Source organism: Motilimonas pumila, assembly GCF_003596335.1.
Classification (GTDB): domain Bacteria; phylum Pseudomonadota; class Gammaproteobacteria; order Enterobacterales; family CBDFNC01; genus Motilimonas; species Motilimonas pumila.
Genome location: NZ_QZCH01000001.1, coordinates 236,744 through 255,763, shown reverse-complemented (window position 1 = coordinate 255,763; position 19,020 = coordinate 236,744). Strand labels below are relative to the sequence as shown.

16 protein-coding genes and 1 other RNA gene are annotated in these 19,020 nt (G+C 44.4%); 9 read left to right on the top strand and 8 right to left on the bottom strand.

Annotated elements, in window-relative coordinates; all coding sequences use genetic code 11:
• Positions 1 to 44: 44 nt before the first annotated feature.
• From ssrA to D1Z90_RS01170, 3 genes are all read right to left on the bottom strand, one after another.
• Positions 45 to 396, bottom strand: a transfer-messenger RNA (tmRNA) gene (ssrA, locus tag D1Z90_RS01180).
• A 67-nt stretch (positions 397 to 463) separates the two neighbouring features.
• The gene (gene smpB / locus D1Z90_RS01175; RefSeq protein ID WP_119908924.1) at positions 464 to 949 is read right to left on the bottom strand and encodes an SsrA-binding protein SmpB; all 486 of its coding nucleotides are present in this window, start codon (positions 947 to 949) and stop codon (positions 464 to 466) included.
• 101 nt (positions 950 to 1,050) lie between these two features.
• Positions 1,051 to 2,010: a porin gene (locus D1Z90_RS01170; RefSeq protein ID WP_119908923.1), complete on the bottom strand. Its 960-nt coding sequence runs from the start codon at positions 2,008 to 2,010 to the stop codon at positions 1,051 to 1,053.
• 206 nt (positions 2,011 to 2,216) lie between these two features.
• Between D1Z90_RS01170 and D1Z90_RS01165 the strand changes: the two genes are divergently transcribed.
• Complete coding sequence (locus tag D1Z90_RS01165; RefSeq protein WP_119908922.1) at positions 2,217 to 2,651, top strand: SRPBCC family protein; 435 nt, start codon at positions 2,217 to 2,219, stop codon at positions 2,649 to 2,651.
• Positions 2,644 to 2,991, top strand: coding sequence for an RnfH family protein (locus tag D1Z90_RS01160; protein WP_119908921.1), 348 nt, complete (start codon positions 2,644 to 2,646; stop codon positions 2,989 to 2,991). The genes D1Z90_RS01165 and D1Z90_RS01160 overlap by 8 nt, the downstream gene beginning before the upstream one ends.
• Positions 2,992 to 3,027: 36 nt before the next feature.
• On the opposite strand, the gene D1Z90_RS01155 is transcribed toward D1Z90_RS01160, so the two are convergent.
• From D1Z90_RS01155 to nadK, 3 genes are all read right to left on the bottom strand, one after another.
• On the bottom strand, positions 3,028 to 3,375 hold the full coding sequence (locus tag D1Z90_RS01155) for an outer membrane protein assembly factor BamE (protein WP_119908920.1): 348 nt from the start codon (positions 3,373 to 3,375) through the stop codon (positions 3,028 to 3,030).
• 100 nt (positions 3,376 to 3,475) lie between these two features.
• Positions 3,476 to 5,140, bottom strand: coding sequence for a DNA repair protein RecN (gene recN, locus D1Z90_RS01150; protein ID WP_119908919.1), 1,665 nt, complete (start codon positions 5,138 to 5,140; stop codon positions 3,476 to 3,478).
• An 81-nt stretch (positions 5,141 to 5,221) separates the two neighbouring features.
• Positions 5,222 to 6,103 carry an NAD(+) kinase gene (gene nadK, locus D1Z90_RS01145; RefSeq protein WP_119908918.1) on the bottom strand — a complete coding sequence of 294 codons (882 nt, stop codon included), beginning with the start codon at positions 6,101 to 6,103 and terminating at the stop codon, positions 5,222 to 5,224.
• A gap of 154 nt (positions 6,104 to 6,257) precedes the next feature.
• Here nadK and grpE point away from each other — a divergent pair, with 154 nt between their 5' ends.
• From grpE to dnaJ, 3 genes are all read left to right on the top strand, one after another.
• Entirely contained in the window at positions 6,258 to 6,884 is a 627-nt protein-coding gene (gene grpE / locus D1Z90_RS01140) for a nucleotide exchange factor GrpE (RefSeq protein ID WP_438941733.1), read from the top strand.
• A 341-nt stretch (positions 6,885 to 7,225) separates the two neighbouring features.
• Positions 7,226 to 9,154, top strand: a complete 1,929-nt coding sequence (gene dnaK, locus D1Z90_RS01135) for a molecular chaperone DnaK (RefSeq protein WP_119908916.1) — start codon at positions 7,226 to 7,228, stop codon at positions 9,152 to 9,154.
• An 84-nt stretch (positions 9,155 to 9,238) separates the two neighbouring features.
• Positions 9,239 to 10,372, top strand: coding sequence for a molecular chaperone DnaJ (gene dnaJ, locus D1Z90_RS01130; protein ID WP_119908915.1), 1,134 nt, complete (start codon positions 9,239 to 9,241; stop codon positions 10,370 to 10,372).
• Between the two features lie 248 nt (positions 10,373 to 10,620).
• Here dnaJ and D1Z90_RS01125 read toward each other — a convergent pair whose 3' ends face one another.
• Complete coding sequence (locus tag D1Z90_RS01125; RefSeq protein WP_198419013.1) at positions 10,621 to 12,315, bottom strand: ABC transporter substrate-binding protein; 1,695 nt, start codon at positions 12,313 to 12,315, stop codon at positions 10,621 to 10,623.
• A 629-nt stretch (positions 12,316 to 12,944) separates the two neighbouring features.
• On the opposite strand from D1Z90_RS01125, the gene D1Z90_RS01120 reads away from it, so the two are divergent.
• The 3 genes from D1Z90_RS01120 (at position 12,945) to bamJ (ending at position 15,434) form a co-directional block, all read left to right on the top strand.
• The gene (locus tag D1Z90_RS01120; protein ID WP_119908913.1) at positions 12,945 to 13,853 is read left to right on the top strand and encodes an ROK family protein; all 909 of its coding nucleotides are present in this window, start codon (positions 12,945 to 12,947) and stop codon (positions 13,851 to 13,853) included.
• A 158-nt stretch (positions 13,854 to 14,011) separates the two neighbouring features.
• Entirely contained in the window at positions 14,012 to 14,737 is a 726-nt protein-coding gene (locus D1Z90_RS01115) for a copper homeostasis protein CutC (RefSeq protein WP_119908912.1), read from the top strand.
• A gap of 73 nt (positions 14,738 to 14,810) precedes the next feature.
• Positions 14,811 to 15,434, top strand: a complete 624-nt coding sequence (bamJ, locus tag D1Z90_RS01110) for a BamJ family beta-barrel-assembly machinery protein (RefSeq protein WP_119908911.1) — start codon at positions 14,811 to 14,813, stop codon at positions 15,432 to 15,434.
• A 159-nt stretch (positions 15,435 to 15,593) separates the two neighbouring features.
• On the opposite strand, the gene D1Z90_RS21900 is transcribed toward bamJ, so the two are convergent.
• The gene (locus D1Z90_RS21900; RefSeq protein ID WP_119908910.1) at positions 15,594 to 17,033 is read right to left on the bottom strand and encodes a lytic polysaccharide monooxygenase; all 1,440 of its coding nucleotides are present in this window, start codon (positions 17,031 to 17,033) and stop codon (positions 15,594 to 15,596) included.
• 828 nt (positions 17,034 to 17,861) lie between these two features.
• On the opposite strand from D1Z90_RS21900, the gene carA reads away from it, so the two are divergent.
• Entirely contained in the window at positions 17,862 to 19,007 is a 1,146-nt protein-coding gene (carA, locus tag D1Z90_RS01100; protein ID WP_198419028.1) for a glutamine-hydrolyzing carbamoyl-phosphate synthase small subunit, read from the top strand.
• Positions 19,008 to 19,020: the final 13 nt, after the last annotated feature.

The following is a 19,020-nucleotide window of genomic DNA, read 5'->3' as shown; positions in this document are numbered from 1 at the left end:
GGGCAAAAAAAAGACGCCCATGGGCGTCTTTTCTATCTTGGATGTGGTGGAGCTGGGGGGATTTGAACCCCCGTCCGAAAAGCCTACATCCTAGGTACTACATGCTTAGTTAGTCTTTTGGTTAACCAGCTTAACTCCGACTAACAGGATTTAAGATGGCGAGCCTGATACTGTTTCGCGGTTCAACCTCAGACAAGTTTCCCTCGCTATTCTATGTTGATGACCTTCCTGAACCCTGCCCATAGAAGAGACGTGGGAGGAAGGCTAGCTAGCCTAAGCTGCTAGAGCGTAGTTATCGTCGTTTGCAACTATAACTTTGCGGCTTTTTACGAGGCCAGCCGCACCTCGGCATGCACCTTGGGTTTCGTGAATCCCGTCGAATCCTAAATCAGCCCCAAGATATGGTTGGCAGTGTACTTTATTTTGTAACAGCAATAAAGCGTTTTAAAACTGCGATTATCAATTAACGAACCTTATGTTTCATGGCGCGCTCTTTTTGTACTTGCCATTCGCGATCTTTAATATCGGAACGTTTATCGTGTTCTTTCTTACCTTTACCCAAAGCAATCTCAAGTTTTACCCAGTTCTTTTTCCAATACATTGCAGTAGCAACTAGGGTGAAACCTTGGCGCTCAACTTTACCAATTAAGGTTTCCAGCTCTTTTCGCTTAAGCAGCAACTTGCGACTTCTCATGGGCTCGCAAATACTGTGAGTACTGGCTTTGTCCAACGGTGTGATGGTCGCAGCAAGTAAATAAGCTTCGCCATTTTTCAAAAAAACATAACTGTCCGCGATGTTTACTTTGCCCGCGCGCAGCGATTTTACTTCCCAACCTTGGAGTTCAAGGCCAGCTTCAATTTTGTCGCTCAAATGAAAGTCGTGTCGCGCCTTTTTATTAAGGGCGATAGTATTTGAGCCAACTTTAGATTTAGATTTCTTTTTAGCCATAGCCAACTATTATATGCCGCTGCTCTCAGAAAGAAATAGCCAGCATCAAAAAAGCCTCCATATTTGGAGGCTTTAATAACAAATCTGTTTAAGAAGGCGGATTAGAAACTGTGTTTAATGCCTAAAGCAATCGTAGATAGGTCACTTTTGCCATTGCTATCAAAATCATTGCCTGTCCAGTATGCGAATAATTTGGTCTTCTTGTGTAGCTTATAATCTACGCCAACAGAGAAAACGTCATTGTAGTCATTACCACCAACTTCTTGTACGCTGTACTGAATTTTTGGGAACCAGTTACCCGCAGAGTAACCGGCGCTGAGCAACCATGAATCACGGTCTACCTTGTCTTGATCTTCAAGTTGTTGGTAGATAGCACCTAACTTGAAGTTGTATAGCGAGCCAGCAGCTGCTAAACGCCAACCGTCGTAACCGGCAATTTTGTCTTGGTAGGCAGCGGCTAGGTAGAAGTTTGTTTTCTTCAGTTTTGCATCACCGTAACCGATGTTAAGTGCGAAGCCGTTTTCGCCGTCTTGATCTTCGTCTTGCTCTGCAACATAAGTGGCTTTACCGAAGAAGCCGCTTAGCTTAGGCAGAGCGTAAGTTAGCGTTTGGTCAGCGCGTTGGTTACCTTTAAAGGTGTGCTTCATGTCACCTTCGTAGTCACTGAACAGGTCAATTTTACCTTTAGCTGTTTTAAACGCAGTGTCGTTACGACCAATGACTACTTGGCCAAAGTTGCCTTGCAGGCCTGCGTATTGGTTACGGCCTTTGATGTTGTCTTTTGAGCCATTAGTGGTATCGATGCCAAATTCAAGCTTGTAGATAGCAGCAAGGGCTTCACTGATTTCAACGCCACCTTTAAGACCAAATTTCGAAGTGTGAGACTCAACACGCATTTCGTCTTCACTGCCTACTTTGTTGCCGTCAGCGTCAGTGTAGCTATCAGCACTATTTTGGCCGATAGAAATGTTAGCTGTACCGTAAAGTTCCCAAGGTTCCATAGCCATTGCTGGTGCAGATAAAGCGGCAAAAACCGTCGTCGCTAGAATTGTTTTTTTCATCTTCCGTAACCCTTTATTTATAATCTGTGATGTTTCTTAGAAAACGGCGTCATATTGACTTTGCCAGGTGACAGTTGGATGAAAATAACGTGACGGATTTGTTGCAGTTTAAGCGTTAACTAACAATGTTAAGGCTCGTTTAAGAGGACTGAACATTGTCATAAAAAGTGATAAAATGTTTCTTTTGTTTGCGTGTGAGAGAGTAAATGGCACAGATTTCCCGTTCTGCTTTGGTGATGTTTAGCGCTCAAGAGATGTATGAGTTGGTAAACGACGTTCATGCTTACCCCGAGTTTTTGCCCGGTTGTGAAGAAACCAAAGTGTTATCCCACGAATCTTCAGCCATGATGGCCTCAGTGGCAGTCGCAAAAGCGGGCATTAAAAAAACCTTTACGACCGAGAATACTTTGGTACATGGTCAGCAAATTATCATGAAACTCGTTGATGGCCCCTTTAAACACTTGCAAGGCGGGTGGACATTTACTGCTCTCGATGACAAAGCCTGTAAAGTTGCGTTAGATTTAGAATTTGAATTCAGCAGCAAACTGGTAGAAATGGCATTTGGTCGCGTGTTCCACGAACTATGTAACTCTATGATAAAAGCTTTTTCTGAACGCGCCAAAGAGGTTTATCGTGGCTGATGAAATGATCAAGGTTGAGGTAGCTTACGCGACCCCCGAGAAGCAAAAAATTATTGCGTTAGACGTAGAGCCTGGCTTGACCATCAAAGACATCATTATTCGTTCACACATTGAAAGTGTGTTTCCAGAAATTGATGTTGAAAAAGCCAAAGTGGGCGTGTTTAGCCGACCCGCTAAGCTCTCTGATACCATTCGTGAACATGACAGAATAGAGATTTATCGTCCGCTGATTGCCGACCCTAAAGAAATGCGCAAACTCCGGGCAGAAAAAGCCAAACAAGAGGGGCGAGCAGATAAAATTACGGGGGGGCGAGCAAAAACAAATAAAGCGAAGGCTTAGCTCCGCTTTATCTTCAAGGTAAATAATTACAAGTGGCTACTTTTTAACGAGTGAAGTTAAGGTGTCATCGCCTTTTACTTGAATCAGTTTTTCGTCTTTAAACACCAATTCAATTTGTTTTTGCTCAACCTTTTCACCGCCGGGCTTAAAGTAATACAGGTAGTACCATTTATCGGCGTCGAAGGTATCTATCATCATAGGCGAGCCCATGATATAGCTAACTTGTTCTCGGTTCATGCCTAAGGTTAATTGTTGTACTTGTTTTTCTTCAACAAAGTTGCCTTGGCCCACATCAATTTGGAACACGATGGCGTCATAAGCGGCACTACAACCGGATAACGAGAAGGCAAGTATACCGGCTGTTAAAAAGCTCTTTAATCGCATATTTCCATTTCATTTAAATGCATCACTGTTGCAAATCATACCCAGTCTTGCGGGTGAAGTAAAAGCAGTTCATCAAAAATCCATTTTCGATAACAATTTTTTAGTTGATGAGTAGCTCTTTGGCGTTGGCCAAAGTGGTGGCGGTTATCTCATTGCCTCCTAATAGGCGCGCCAGTTCGTGTAGGCGATCTTCTTGCTTAAGTTGAAACATGGAAGTTTCTGTAGTTTTACCATCTGTTTGTTTATTAACAAACATCTGCTGATGGCCATGCCCAGCGACTTGCGGCAAGTGAGTCACACAAAATACTTGTGTGGTTTGACCAAGTTGGCGCAGTAACTTACCGACTACGGCAGCTGTTGGGCCACTGATACCTACGTCTACCTCATCAAAAATCATGGTGGGGGTTGACGCTTTTTGCGATGTAATGACTTGAATCGCCAAGCTGATTCGAGACAACTCACCCCCTGAAGCCACTTTTCCTAAAGCTTGGATTGGCTGACCTGGGTTGGCAGAGACTCTAAAGTCGATATGGTCGATGCCCATGGCATTGATCTCGGGTGTTTCGTCCGTTTGTAATACGATGTCAAACTTACCGTCTGGCATGCTTAATTGGTGCATGCTTTGGGTGATTTTTTTACCTAAATCTTGGGCGTAACGGCCGCGACTTTTACTGAGTTTCTGCGCTTCGTTTAGATAGCTGTCTCGGGCTTGTGTTAGTTCCAGCGTCAGCTTTTCTATTCGCGCTTGCGTGCCTGAAATATTATTAAGTTCTTTTTGCAAACTGGCGTGCTTTTTAGGCAGCTCTTCCGGTGCAACATGGTGCTTACGTGCTAGCTGTAATGCCATGCCCAATCGTTCATCAAGGTACTGAAACTGTTCAGGGTCCATTTCTAAACTGTCGCAATAGTGGCGCAATTCGCTGCTGGCTTCTTCAGCTTGAATGATGGCTTCGTGCAATATGCTAGTAATCGCATTCAGAGATTCATCACTGTCTGCTTGCTGTTCTAATTTAGAACAGCAAGCTTGTAACAGACTGATGGCATTCACTTCGTCGCCTTCAGCTAGTAAGGTGAGGCTTGCTTGGCTTTCTGATATTAAAGTGCCGCTGTTGGCTAAGCGTTTATGTTCTTGCTCAATTTGTTCAAACTCTTCAGGTTGTAATGCAAAGTCGTCCAGTTCTTGTACCTGATATTCCAACAATTGCTTGCGTGCATCGTGTTCGGACTGCAAGGCTAGTGCATTGTTGAGTTCTTTTTTGAGAAAGTGCCAGCCTTGATAGCAGTCTTTAACTTTTCGAAGTAGTGCTTTGTGGCCGGCATATTGATCCAGTAATTGTAACTGCACATCACTGCGCAGTAATGTTTGGTGGGCATGCTGGCCGTGAATATGCACCAGTAATTGACCGATATTTTTAAGTTGAGATAAGGGGACTGGAATGCTGTTGATGTATGCTCGTGAGCGCCCCTCTTGGGTAATGGTGCGACGTATGATGCACTCGTTGTCATTATCTAAGGCGTTTTCTTGCAGCCATTTGAGAGCGTTAGGTATGTTTTCTACATTGAAGCGGGCGGTTATCTCGGCTTTTTTCTCACCGGGGCGTACCATGTTGGCATCACAACGGTCACCCAAGCATAGCCCCAGCGCATCGATAGCTATCGATTTACCAGCGCCGGTTTCCCCTGTAATACTGGTCATGCCATGAGCAAATTCGAGCTCAAGAAATTTAACAATTGCAAAATTACTAACGGTGAGTTGAGTAAGCATAATCATCCAAGTCATAATTACTGTATATAAAGTCAGTATAAACTGTTTTTTTATACAGTAAAGTGGCGTTGAATGAATTTTTTAAAACGGCTTTTTCTCCCACCCGAGCTTTTGCTGCAACACATTGAAATAGTTGTAATCGAGTGGATGAATGAGTTTCAGTTTGTTGTCGTGTTTTTTGATCAGCACCTCATCGCCAGGCATGACAGGCAAAGAGACATGGCCGTCACAACTGACCAGCATATTGGCTTTATTACTGGTTGCGACAACCAGTCGTACTTCAGAGTTACCATCAAGCACTATAGGGCGGCTGCCCAAGGTATGGGGAAACATAGGCACTAAGCTAATGGCATCGAGATTAGGAGTCAGAATGGGTCCTCCGCCTGATAAGGAGTAGGCGGTTGATCCTGTTGGTGTTGAGACTATCATGCCGTCTGCTCTTTGGTGCAGCATGTATTCTCCGTTAACAAAGACTTCAAACTCAATCATGTGCGCAATTTTGTCAGGATGCAAAACCGCTTCGTTCATTGCTGTATTAGTACTTTTGAGCTCGCCATGGCGGTAGACTTCGGCCTGTAGTAAAAACCTATGCTCTGTGCGGTACTTACCGGCTAACACATCACACAGTTGTTGTTCGAAAGAGTCGGGGTCTAAATCGGTAAGAAAGCCTAAGTTACCGCGGTTAACGCCAATGACGGCGACGTCAAAGCGTGACAATACACGTGCAGCTCCTAGCATATTACCGTCACCACCGACCACAATTACCAAATCGACTTGACTGCCAAGTTCGACCAAAGGCTGCGCCCGTGCACCGGCAATCGCCAGTTCTTGCGCCACTTGAGTCTCAATCACTACGCTGTAATCTTGCGCCGTGAGGTATTGATAAAGAGCTTTGAGCGTTTGGTTCGCCCCTAAGTGATCTGGCTTACCAATTAGTCCAATCCGCGAGAAGGTTGTGCTCATATTTATAACTCTATGTTTTAGCGAAACAGTTCGCCGGTATTTTAGGCATTTTATAACTATTTATTATAACTGCAATTAAAGCTTTTCCTTTGCCGGGTTGAATCTGACTCTGTGATCCCCATAATAGGCAGATGAATTGTTAGTTAAACGAATAATTGGAGTAAACATGAGCAGCGAACAAAAAGATATCGCGCCTGATGAGCAAGCGGTAAATGAAGCCGTAGAGCAAGAAGTTGAAGCGCAAGCGGTGGAAGGTGAGATTGTTTCTGAAGAAGCAAGCCGTATTGCTGAGCTGGAAGCTAAGTTAGCTGCAGCAGAAGATAAAATTGCAGATCAAAAAGACTCTGTAGTACGTGCTGCCGCTGAAATAGACAATATGCGCCGTCGCAGTGCCCAAGACGTAGAGAAAGCGCACAAGTTTGCATTGGATAAGTTCGCCGCTGAGTTATTACCGGTTATTGATAATATGGAATTAGCTCTTAGCCACGCAGATAGAGAAGATGAAGCTCTGAAGCCAATGATTGAAGGCGTAGAGTTAACGCTAAAATCCATGCTGAGCTCGGTAGAAAAATTTGGCGTACTTGCTATTGATCCAAAAGATGAAAGCTTTGATCCTGATAAGCATCAAGCAATGAGCATGCAAGAAGTGCCGGGCGTACCGGCTAACACTGTTATTGCTGTTATGCAAAAAGGCTACGAACTTAATGGACGTGTGATTCGCCCAGCAATGGTAATGGTATCGAAAGCGAGCGCAGAACCTGCTGTAGACACCAAAGCTTAATTTTCGCGCTTCGCGTAGCACGAGTGCGAAAAAATGCCTTAAGCCCGCTTGTTCATAGCGGGCTTTTTTGTGGGTAAACCAAAACTGCTTGCAGCCACATCAAGTGGGCGGCAGTTCGAGGCTCAATATTGCTCACTGCAATTTCATTTGTGTAGTTAATTCTCATTTCGATCTTGAGCATCTTCGTCACCGAGATGCAATAAAAAATGAAACTTTTTTATTTTTTACCCTTGAAGCCTTATTTCTAAGCCCCATATAAGAAGCATAGACGGACAACGGCATCAAAAATGCCTCAATGTTTGTCCAAGGTAAATAAAAGAATCAATTTTGGAGAAAGCCAAATGGGTAAAATCATAGGTATTGACTTAGGTACTACTAACTCTTGTGTTGCTATCTTAGATGGCGATTCAGCTAAAGTTATCGAGAATGCTGAAGGTCATCGTACAACACCTTCTATCATCGCTTACGCGGATGATGGTGAAACGTTAGTTGGTCAACCTGCTAAACGTCAGTCTGTTACTAACCCTGAAAATACGCTTTTTGCAATCAAGCGTCTAATCGGTCGTCGTTTTGAAGATGAAGAAGTTCAGCGTGATATCAAAATCATGCCATTCAAAATCGTTAAAGCTGACAACGGTGATGCTTGGGTAAGTGCTAAAGACAAGAAAATGGCTCCGCCACAAGTGTCTGCAGAAGTACTTAAGAAAATGAAGAAAACGGCGGAAGATTACCTCGGTGAAACTATCACTGAAGCCGTTATCACAGTGCCTGCGTACTTCAATGACTCTCAGCGCCAAGCAACAAAAGATGCTGGTCGTATTGCTGGTTTAGACGTAAAACGTATCATCAATGAGCCAACAGCCGCAGCATTTGCATACGGTGTGAACAGCGTAAAAGGTGACAATGTTGTTGCCGTTTATGACTTAGGTGGCGGTACATTTGATATTTCTATCATCGAAATTGATGAAGTAGACGGCGAGAAGACGTTTGAAGTACTAGCGACTAACGGTGACACTCACTTAGGTGGTGAAGACTTCGATAACCGTGTTATCAACTACTTGGTTGACGAGTTCAAGAAAGAACAAAGCTTTGACTTAACAACAGATCCACTGGCGATGCAGCGTTTAAAAGAAGCGGCTGAAAAAGCAAAAATTGAGCTATCTTCTGCGCAACAAACAGATGTAAACCTGCCTTACATCACAGCTGATGCAACAGGTCCTAAGCACCTAAACATCAAGCTAACTCGTGCTAAGTTAGAGTCATTGGTTGAAGACATGGTTGAAGCAACTCTTGAACCATTACGCATTGCACTACAAGACGCTGATCTATCGGTTAACGACGTAAATGACGTTATCTTGGTGGGTGGCCAAACGCGTATGCCACTTGTGCAGACTAAAGTGGCCGAGTTCTTTGGTAAAGAAGCTCGTAAAGACGTTAACCCTGATGAAGCGGTTGCTATGGGCGCGGCTATCCAAGGTGGCGTATTATCAGGTGACAAGACTGACGTATTGCTATTAGACGTTACACCTCTGTCTCTGGGTATCGAAACTATGGGTGGCGTGATGACGCCGGTAGTTGAAAAGAACACCACTATCCCAACGAAGGGCTCACAAGTGTTCTCTACTGCTGACGACAACCAAAGTGCGGTAACGGTTCATGTTATTCAAGGTGAGCGTAAACGTGCTGCAGACAACAAATCTCTGGGTCAATTTAACCTAGAAGGTATTCGTCCAGCGCAACGCGGTGTGCCACAAATCGAAGTGACTTTTGACCTTGATGCTGACGGTATCTTGCACGTGTCTGCTAAAGATAAAGACACAGGTAAAGAACAGAAGATTACGATTCAGGCAAGCTCAGGTCTATCTGATGATGAAATCAACAAGATGGTAGCAGAAGCGGAAGCAAATGCTGAGTCTGATAAGAAGTTCGAAGAACTTGTTCAAGCGCGTAACCAAGGCGATGCTTTGGTACATGGTACACGTAAGCAAGTTGAAGAAGCAGGCGACGCGCTACCAGCTGAAGACAAAGAAAAAATCGAAGCGGCAGTAAAAGAGCTTGAAGAAGCAACTAAAGGCGAAGACAAAGAAGCCATTGATGCAAAATCTCAAGCACTGATGGAAGCGTCTCAAAAGCTGATGGAAATTGCTCAGCAACAAGCGCAAGCCCAACAGGGGGCGCCGGGCGCTGACGCAGGTGCGCAGCAGCAACAAGCTGCAGACGACGACGTTGTTGACGCTGAGTTCGAAGAAGTCAAAGACGACAAAAAATAATTAGTTAGGCGTCACTCAAACTGATTATGGCGGGCGAAGGGAAACCTTCGCCCGTATGTGTTTATCTAGGAAGTAGAAAAAATCATGTCTAAACGCGATTATTATGAAGTACTGGGCCTAGGCAAAGATGCCGGCGAGCGTGAAATTAAAAAAGCTTATAAACGTCTAGCGATGAAGTATCACCCTGACCGTACAAAAGGTGATAAAGATTCGGAAGACAAGTTTAAAGAAGTTAAAGAAGCTTACGAAGTACTGAGTGATGCTCAGAAAAAAGCCGCGTACGATCAATTCGGACATGCAGGTGTTGATCCAAATCGTGGTGGCCATGGTGGCGCACAAGATTTCGGTGACATCTTTGGTGATGTCTTTGGTGATATCTTTGGTGGCGGTGGTCGTCGCGGTGGTGGTGCTCAGCGCCCGCAACGTGGAGCAGACTTACGTTACAACATGGAATTAACCCTTGAAGAAGCGGTTAAAGGTATTTCTAAAGAAATTAAAATTCCCGCGTTAGTGCACTGTGAACAGTGTAATGGCTCAGGCGCTAAACCTGGCACTAAAGCAACCACTTGTGGTACTTGTCATGGTCAAGGCCAAGTGCAAATGCGCCAAGGTTTCTTCGCAGTGCAGCAAGCTTGTCCTACCTGTCGCGGTAAAGGCAAAGTGATTAAAGACCCTTGTAGCAAGTGTCACGGTGAAGGTCGTTACGAGAAGACCAAGACGTTATCCGTTAAAATCCCAGCTGGCGTAGATACGGGCGATCGTATTCGTTTGTCTGGCGAAGGTGAAGCGGGTGACAGTGGCGCGCAAGCCGGTGACCTATACGTACAAGTACATGTTAAAGAACATGATATCTTTGTTCGTGATGGCAGTAACTTATATTGTGAAGTGCCAATCGGTTTTGTTGAAGCAGCTCTAGGCGGTGAAATTGAAGTGCCTACTTTGGACGGTCGGGTGAAGCTCAAGATACCAGAAGAAACGCAAACTGGCCGCATGTTCCGCATGCGCGGTAAAGGTGTTAAGTCTGTGCGTGGTGGTGCCGTGGGTGACTTGGTATGTAAAGTTTACGTTGAAACGCCGATCAAGCTGTCTGACAAGCAAAAGAGCTTACTGAAAGAGTTTAATGAAACCATGCAAGGCTCGAAGGGTAACAAACACAAGCCAAAAGAAGAAGGTTTCTTCGACGGCGTGAAAAAGTTCTTTGATGACCTGACTAAGTAACGTTTATATTCATCAAGTTAAAAGCCACTGCTGACAGTGGCTTTTTTTATGTCTGGATGTTTTTTAACCACAACCATTGTTTAATGAGTGCTGCTGCTTAATCTGCAAGTAAATCCACACCTTCCTAGGATGCCTACATCGCTGCGATAGCCCACAGCCACACACCAACAGAAGAGCAAGCAGGAAGAATTTAAAGCAAAAAAAAGCTGAGCTATACGCTCAGCTTTTATGTCTTATCGCAAACTCAATTAGATTTTCTTGCTTTGCTCTTCTTTTGGTACCGGCTTTAAGGACAGTACGTGTAACAGACGCTCTGGAATATCAGGGTGAATAACTGGAATACCCCCCGGATTTTCTGCGTTAAACCAGCCTGTGAAGCTAATGTCATCATATTGGTAATTAAAGTTAGAGCTAATTACCGGCATTATCACTTGCTGTGAACCAATGCGCTCTTGAATACGGTGCATTACTTCTTCGCGCTTGTTCTGGTCTGTGGTGCGGTTAAAGGCGTCAATCAGTTTGTCAAGCATGAGGTCAACGTTATGGTGACCTGCAAAACGGGCTTTATTCATTTGGCTTGAGTGAAAGCCAGAGTGATAATAATGATGTGGCGTCGCGCCGGCAAAGTAGTTAGTAAACTGGGCGTCGTAGTCTGCTTCTTTCACCAAGTCAGTCAGCTCACCAAACTCTGGCAGTGCGATGCCGGCATTGATACCAATGCTGCGAAGGCCTTCAATACCAATTTCGGTTGCGGCTACGTGGTCAGACCAACCGTTTGGTACCAAAATATCAAACTTAATAGCGCTGCCGTCTGGGTTTTCTACAAATCCGTCGCCATCAAAATCCCGAAAGCCGGCTTCTGCTAGTAGCAGCTTTGCCCCAGTGATGTCATAAGTATTGTACTTTTTATAAAAGTTTTGGGTTGTACCGTTAGCCCACGGTTTAAACTGATCCCCTAAACCACTTGGGTAACGGTTGACCGACCAGTAACCTGAGCCAGCTTCTTGCACGACTCGCTCACGATCAATTGCCATCGAGAAAGCGCGGCGAAAGTTAATGTTATTAAACGCTTTACGGTTGTTAGCATTAGGGGTTTTAAAGTTCACCATGAATGAAGCAGTACCGGCTGCAGGAAACCAGTATTTTGTGCTTTGGTTTTTGCTTAGCAAGACGTCTTCGATATCAGGAATAAACGATGAAGTCCAATCTAAGCGACCTTTAATGGCGGCTTTGAGCAATTCGGCGTTGTTGTTAACTACCGGGCTCTTTAAGCAATCTATGTCTAACTCTTTGTTGTCATAGTAATAAGGGTTGCGACACTGAACGTAAACAGACCAGTTAAACATGGTCACTTCCGTAAAAGGGCCTGTACCCACTGGGTGCGGATTATCAAATGAAGGTATATCTTCGGGCTTTATCTTAGAGAAAATATGCTTAGGGACGATGGGCGCACGCACGATACGAATATCTAAACCTGCATCTACCTTGTTCAGCTTAATTTCGACCTTGTGACGCCCAACACGACTTACACTCTCGATGTCTTCAGCGATACCTCGAACGTCCAATGCTTTATTGCGCATTGCAAGTCGCATTGAAAAAATAACATCATCTGCAGTGAAAGGTTCGCCATCAGACCAAGTTACATTTTCTCTAATCACAAAGGTCAGTGTTTTCAGATCCTTTGAAAACCAATGATCAGTGGCTAGGCGGTAAACCGGCTTCCCGCCTTGCAGCTCGTTAAATACGATCAATGGCTCGTATATAAACTGCATTGTAGTCGGCAGTCGGTGGGAAGAGTTAAATGGGTTAAAATTACGCTTCCAAGCGGGGCGCAGCTCCGAAACTATGGTCAGCGAAGTCGCATTGGCGACCGCTACTTGTGGCAGTAAAGCACTGCAGGCAAGCACTATTGCGAGGCTTGCATTAAACAACTTCTTAAACACTTTCATTCCTTGTAATAGCGTTAACGGTATCAATTTTACACAGGCTCAATATTGCTGCATAGAAAAGCCACCTGTGAGGGTGGCTTTATTAATTTTTTATTTCTCTTATTTTACAGGCCTTTATTTAATAGTAAATCAAATAATAATGAACCAGACTTTTGTCGTAAGAGAATTTGACAAGCCAGTTAAGCATATCCATACATCTTCACTGAGATAGTGTTTTTGTTTAGTGAAAGTCACTAAGAAAGAATAACTTGGGGTGGTTAAAAAAAAATCAGTCTTTTTTAATCGGAAATGTGATGTATCAACGAGAAGCGCTACTTGCTTTTATAGCGGTGTGAGCAAGCATTGGGAGGGGGAACGCCTTGCTTGGTAGGTTTATTTCTAACAAATTTAGGGATTTCATGCTTTGAATTGAGCAAAATAGATTTATATCAAATAAAACATTAGTAAAAATACAACATAATTGCCAGCGCGTACTATATTTTTCGACTTAAGCTAGAAATAGGTCACTTTTATTTTAGCCGTAAATCAATACAATATGCGCAGTTTGATTGCCCTATGGAAGCAGTTTCCTTGTGGCTGCTGACCTTTTGCAATAAAAAATTAGAATCAACCAGGAGTGATATATGTTGTACGGATTTGACCTAGGCGGAACGAAAATTGAATTCTCTGTCTATGATCAGAAGCTTAACCTGCTGGCAAACCAGCGCGTGGAAACTCCTGCTGACGATTATCAAGCATTTTTAAAGATATTTACCGACACTGTGCTTAAGGCAGATGAAGAGTTTGGTTGCCGCGGCATGGTAGGCATTGGCTTCCCAGGGGCGATTAACCCCAAAGATGACACTTTAATTTGTGCAAATTTACCCGGCATGAACGGTAAACCGCTGCAAAAAGATTTGGAGCAGTTGATTGATCGCCGCGTAGCGATTCAAAATGATGCAAACTGTTTTTTGATCTCTGAATGTTACGGCGGCGCGGCTGATGGTTGCTCGAATGTATTAGGCGTAACCTTGGGCACCGGGGTTGGTGGCGCGTTATTCGTTAATGGTAATGTGGTTTCTGGGTTGAACTTTTTTGCCGGTGAAATAGGTCATTACTGTATTCCTGCTACGATGACTGAGAAGTACCCTGATCTTCCTTTATTTGTTTCAGGCCTTGGTCATAAAGGGTCACTGGAAACGTATTCTTCAGGCACTGGATTAGCAAATATTTACAACCATTTTGCCGATGAGCCTAAAAAGGGCCCTGAAATCCTTGCGCTGTATCGTGAAAAAGATGACGTAGCCCTTAAAGCTGTAGATATTTATTTAGAAGTATTAGCAGCGGGTTTGTCGACATCTATTATGGTGCTTGATCCAGAAGCCATCGTTTTTGGTGGGGGATTAGCAGCATTTGAAGATATTTATAGCGAATTGCCAAAGCGATTACCCGCGAAACTTATTCCAAACGTGCAATTGCCTAAAATCAGTAAAGCACAGTTTGGTGGCGCCGGCGGAGTGCGCGGCGCGGCATTATTAAATTACCGTCAATAATAGCAGTGTTGCTCACGGCATTTATTCACTACTATCGTTACGTAATGATAAGTAAAGATAAGTTCGATTGAATGCAATTGAGCTAAGATGACACTCGATAGGGATTATCAAGTTTAACAGGGAGCCTATGGCTCCCTTTCTTTTTTCTGGGGAAAGCTATGAACGTAGAAGTATGCATTGATAATTTTGAATCTCTTAACAGCGCACAGCGTGGTGGCGCTAACCGTATCGAGTTATGCGGCGCGTTGGCCTTAGGTGGAATTACGCCTAATTATGGCTTAATTAAAGCAGCCTGCCAGCACGCCAGTATTCCCGTTTATGTCATGATCCGCCCGCGCAGTGGTGATTTTTTTTACAGTGAAGACGAAGTGGCGATTATGCTCAGCGACATTTATGCGGCGCGCAGAGCCGGGGCTCAAGGTGTGGTGTTGGGTGTACTCGATAAGCAAGCCAACATAGACCGCCAAGTACTCAAGTCCTTGGTGGCTGAAGCGGGTCAAATGGGGGTGACGTTTCACCGCGCAATTGATCTTGTTGCCAATGTGGAAGATGCCTTGGAAACCATCATTGCAGCAGGCTGTGAGCGAGTGCTAACTTCGGGTCAAGAGCAAACTGCGCTTGCTGGTGTTAACACGCTTAAGCAAATGGTGGTGCAAGCAAATAATCGGATTAGCATTATGGCAGGGGCGGGGGTTTCAGGTACTAACGTTAAACAGATCGTCGATATCTCAGGCGTGCATGAAGTTCACCTTTCCGGCAAAAGTCAGCGACAAAGTTACATGACAGTTTCAGGGCAGCAGCCCAGTATGGGCAGTGCAGATGATATGAATTTGAATGTGACCAGTGAAACGCAAATTCGCGCCGTGGTGAAGGCCTTAACTTAATAGCCTGGGCTGGCGGTCGCTATCACTTACGGATTTTGATAGACTCGCCTTTTTTCATCATCTGAGAAGAGATATGTCTGATAATAAATTTGCTTCAACTGAAGCTAAAGTAAGTTACGGTATTGGTCGTCAGCTAGGCGAGCAACTGGCTGCAAACCCATTTGACGGTTTAGTTATTGAAGCGGTTCAAGAAGGCGTTGCAGACGCGTTTGGCGGTCAAGCGAGCCAAGTAGATGAGCAAGCTCTGGGTGAAGCATTCCAAATCATTGCGGCGCAAATCCAAGAGAAGCAAGCTGAGCAAGCAAAAGAATTATCAAAAGAAGGCGAAGCATTCCTAGCTGAAAATGCTAAGAAAGACGGCGTAGTTGTGACTGAGTCAGGTCTTCAATATGAAGTGATCACTCAAGGCACAGGCGAGAAACCGACCGCTGCTTCTACTGTTCGTACTCACTACCACGGTCAGCTGATTGATGGCACTGTGTTTGATAGCTCAGTACAACGCGGTGAGCCGGCTGAGTTCCCAGTAAACGGCGTAATCGCTGGTTGGACAGAAGCACTGCAACTAATGCCAGTAGGTTCTAAATACAAATTGACTATTCCATACAGCCTTGCTTACGGCGAGCGCGGTGCGGGCGGTGCAATTGGTCCATACAGCACCCTAGTGTTTGAAGTTGAACTACTTGAGATTGTTGCTTAATTGCAAACTTTCGAATTGAAGGTTTGCTCCTTCAATTAAGCATTATTAAAACCAGCTCAGGCTGGTTTTTTTGTGTCGAGTGATTATTACTTGGCTCAATTAACAAAAAAAGCCCTGCTAAGCAGGGCTTTTTATCAATTGGTTAGTTTGGGAACTAGCTTATAGCTTTTTCCACACACCCCATTGACCAGACTTAGCTGGATCATCACCTTGTGTCCACCATTTAGCTTGGTAGCTTTGGCCTTGGAAAGACACTTGATCACCGCCAGTATAAACAGCTGATGCATCCCAAGCTGGTAAGCTAGGAGCGTCAGTTACTGGTGGTTGAGTCACAGGCGGCTCAGTCACAGGCGGTTGAGTCACAGGTGGCTCAGTCACAGGTGGTTGAGTAACTGGAGGCTGGGTTACTGGAGGCTGAGATACAGGTGGTTGTGTTACCGGCGGCTCAGTCACAGGAGGCTGCGTTACTGGTGGTTGAGTAGGAGTTGTACCACCATCCACTTCTTTCCATGGACCCCATTGTGATGCACCCGGCTCATTGCCTTGGTTCCACCACTGGCTTTCATATAGCTTACCGTTGTGACTTACGATGTCACCTTTGTTGTAAACTAAGCCTGTGTTCCATGGTTTTTGTGTTGGTTCGCCGCTTTTTCTTTTGTCGATCTTGAACGACAGCTGTGAACCTTCAGCAATGTAAACGCTGTTAGCATTGGCGCCTTCAACAGCCACAATGTTGCCTTGAGCATCAGGAACACCCGCTTTAGCATATTGTGATTGTGCGTTGATCGCGTTTGCTAGGTCGTAAGCCCACTGGGCAGGGTTCACGTTGGCAGCTGTAATATCAACGCGAATAGTCTCAGCATCGCTGAAATTTGCGTCGAATAGGCGGAAGTTAACGTAGTCACCTGCTTCTAGCGTTGTGTTGGCAACCAGTTTACCTAAGTTCTCCCAACCGGTTACTGGCGTAACAAATTCTACGTCAATACAAGTGTAGAAAGCTTCTGGGCTATCGCTACGTTGCCATACGTTATAGATAACGTGTTTGCCGTCACGCTCTGGCAATGGACATGTTAGGTTGTAGCGTTTGTTTTCATCGGTAGGCACGTTACCTAAGCGACAAAACTCTTCAAGGTCACTCCACTTTAATGGTTCAAGTGGGTTGTAGTTAGGTTTAGTAACATAGAAGATCCAATCTTTAGTTTGGTGTGGAGCAGGCTCACCGTTAAAGACAAACTCAAAGTTACCTTGAGCGTCAGCATAGATAGGAGTAGCAGTCCAGTCATCACGAACAAGATCAAGACCGTCGTAGTAGCTGTTACCACCACTACACAATTTACCATCGGGTACTACTGCTAGGTGATTGCTATCAGCGCCACCTTGAGCTACACCACTCCAATCGTAAAAAGTTGATTTACCACTGACTTGAGAAGCAGCTAAACACGCTTCATCTTTTAGATTTTCAATATCACCTTGGGCACAACCATATACACGGCTTAATGGTTTTTCCATGCTACCGTGCGCCATCGCGCTAGTAGGGAGAAGTATTGCACCAAGGGCAGCAATTACGGACGCATGAAGCATCCCTTTTTTCATGTTCATAACTATATCCTTTAGTTACGTTAATTTTTGGCTGGATTCGTTCTAGCGGCTAACTAAAACGCGGTATGTCAATAATCAAAATTATCTCAACCGATCTGTTATTCTGTCCGTTTGTTTCATTTATGTAAACACTTTGTGTTTTTGAAGGCTGAAAAATGAGCGCAAGGACTGAATTTTGTACGCTAAGATGAACGTTTTGCTAAGTAAGGTAATAAAAGATTGGTGCGATAGCCTGATTAACTTGGCTAAAATTTGGCTTTTTTTCTGAGCATTATTTGCTAATATGCGCTCGAAAATTGATTTAGATCAAAAAAGGGAAGCAAGTCATGGCAGATCAGAACTTCAAAGAAGTCTACAACATTAAATATTTTTTCGGTTTTATCTTAGCATTAGGCATTCCAACTTTGCCCTTGACCCTGAGCTTGGTAAAAATATTCGGTTAGGCCTGATTTTTATTAAAATGGCGCTTTAGGCGCCTTTTTTGTTTGTAGTAGTTAAAAGTAGCTATAAACTATTGTTTTTTTATCTTGCTTGGCGCTTTTTTTACTCAAAAATAACGGCTTTTTTCTATCTCTTAAAACGCCATTCGCCAAACAGGCACTTACTGCGCAGCCTTTTGTCTTGATTTACCCCCGAAATTGAGATTTTCACTCCGAAATTTAACCCTGATTTGAATTTCTATAAAAACCTTCAAATTTAATTAGCCATCAAAGGTGATACGCTGTAAAATGCGCGCAATTTGCCAAATTTTTTATTTTGCATGAATATTCACATCAAGTTGGTGTTTTTGCAGCTTAAAGTTTGTGTTTTTCTGTTACTTATTGCTTTATGGAGGTCATCTTGAGTAATTCCGCCATACTGGTTCTTGAAGATGGAACAGTATTTAAGGGCGTTTCTATCGGCGCCGAAGGTAGCTCAGTGGGTGAAGTTGTATTTAATACTTCAATGACAGGTTATCAAGAAATCCTTACGGATCCATCTTATGCTCGTCAAATGGTAACCCTTACATACCCACACATTGGTAACACGGGTACCAATAACGAAGATGAAGAGTCTACTCAAATCCACGCTTGTGGTTTGATCATCCGAGACCTGCCTCTACTTGCCAGCAACTTCCGAAATCAACAATCACTCAGTGAATATTTAAGCAGCCGTGGCGTTGTCGGTATTGCTGATATCGATACGCGCAAGCTGACTCGTATTTTACGCGAAAAAGGCGCGCAAGCTGGCTGTATCATTGCCGGTGCCGACTTAGACGAAGCGAAAGCGCTAGAACAAGCGCAAGCCTTCCCTGGTCTGAAAGGCATGGATTTAGCAAAAGAAGTTACTTGTGACGCGCAACATGAATGGAAACAAGGCAGCTGGACCCTTACCGGCGGCTTACCTGCTGACGCGACCGATTTACGCTTCCACGTAGTTGCGTATGACTTCGGTGCCAAGCGCAACATCCTGCGTATGTTGGTTGACCGTGGTTGTCGCTTGACAGTGGTACCAGCACAAACTCCGGCTGCTGAAGTATTAGCAATGAACCCGGATGGCGTGTTTTTATCCAATGGCCCTGGTGACCCAGAGCCTTGTACTTATGCCATCGAAGCAATTCAAGAAATTCTGAAAACAGACATTCCAGTATTTGGCATTTGTTTAGGACACCAATTACTTGCGCTAGCAAGTGGTGCTAAGACAGTGAAAATGAAATTTGGTCACCACGGTGCGAACCACCCAGTGAAAGACCAAGAGCGCGATGTGGTCATGATTACCAGCCAAAACCACGGTTTTGCGGTAGATGAAGCAACCTTGCCTGAGAGCCTAAAAGCCACTCATAATTCATTGTTTGATGGCTCGCTACAAGGTATCCATCGCACTGATAAGCCAGCATTTAGCTTCCAAGGGCACCCTGAAGCAAGCCCTGGTCCACACGATGCAGCGCCGTTGTTTGATCACTTCATTGAACTCATTGAAAAATATAAAGCGTAACTGGAAGGGTAAT

Bases quoted from the DNA above. Each gene is read 5' to 3' on its own strand.
- smpB (WP_119908924.1), bottom strand. From the start codon at position 949: ATGGCTAAAAAGAAATCTAAATCTAAAGTTGGCTCAAATACTATCGCC.
- D1Z90_RS01170 (WP_119908923.1), bottom strand. From the start codon at position 2,010: ATGAAAAAAACAATTCTAGCGACGACGGTTTTTGCCGCTTTATCTGCA.
- D1Z90_RS01165 (WP_119908922.1), top strand. From the start codon at position 2,217: ATGGCACAGATTTCCCGTTCTGCTTTGGTGATGTTTAGCGCTCAAGAG.
- D1Z90_RS01155 (WP_119908920.1), bottom strand. From the start codon at position 3,375: ATGCGATTAAAGAGCTTTTTAACAGCCGGTATACTTGCCTTCTCGTTA.
- recN (WP_119908919.1), bottom strand. From the start codon at position 5,140: ATGCTTACTCAACTCACCGTTAGTAATTTTGCAATTGTTAAATTTCTT.
- nadK (WP_119908918.1), bottom strand. From the start codon at position 6,103: ATGAGCACAACCTTCTCGCGGATTGGACTAATTGGTAAGCCAGATCAC.
- dnaK (WP_119908916.1), top strand. From the start codon at position 7,226: ATGGGTAAAATCATAGGTATTGACTTAGGTACTACTAACTCTTGTGTT.
- dnaJ (WP_119908915.1), top strand. From the start codon at position 9,239: ATGTCTAAACGCGATTATTATGAAGTACTGGGCCTAGGCAAAGATGCC.
- D1Z90_RS01120 (WP_119908913.1), top strand. From the start codon at position 12,945: ATGTTGTACGGATTTGACCTAGGCGGAACGAAAATTGAATTCTCTGTC.
- D1Z90_RS01115 (WP_119908912.1), top strand. From the start codon at position 14,012: ATGAACGTAGAAGTATGCATTGATAATTTTGAATCTCTTAACAGCGCA.
- bamJ (WP_119908911.1), top strand. From the start codon at position 14,811: ATGTCTGATAATAAATTTGCTTCAACTGAAGCTAAAGTAAGTTACGGT.
- D1Z90_RS21900 (WP_119908910.1), bottom strand. From the start codon at position 17,033: ATGAACATGAAAAAAGGGATGCTTCATGCGTCCGTAATTGCTGCCCTT.
- carA (WP_198419028.1), top strand. From the start codon at position 17,862: ATGGAGGTCATCTTGAGTAATTCCGCCATACTGGTTCTTGAAGATGGA.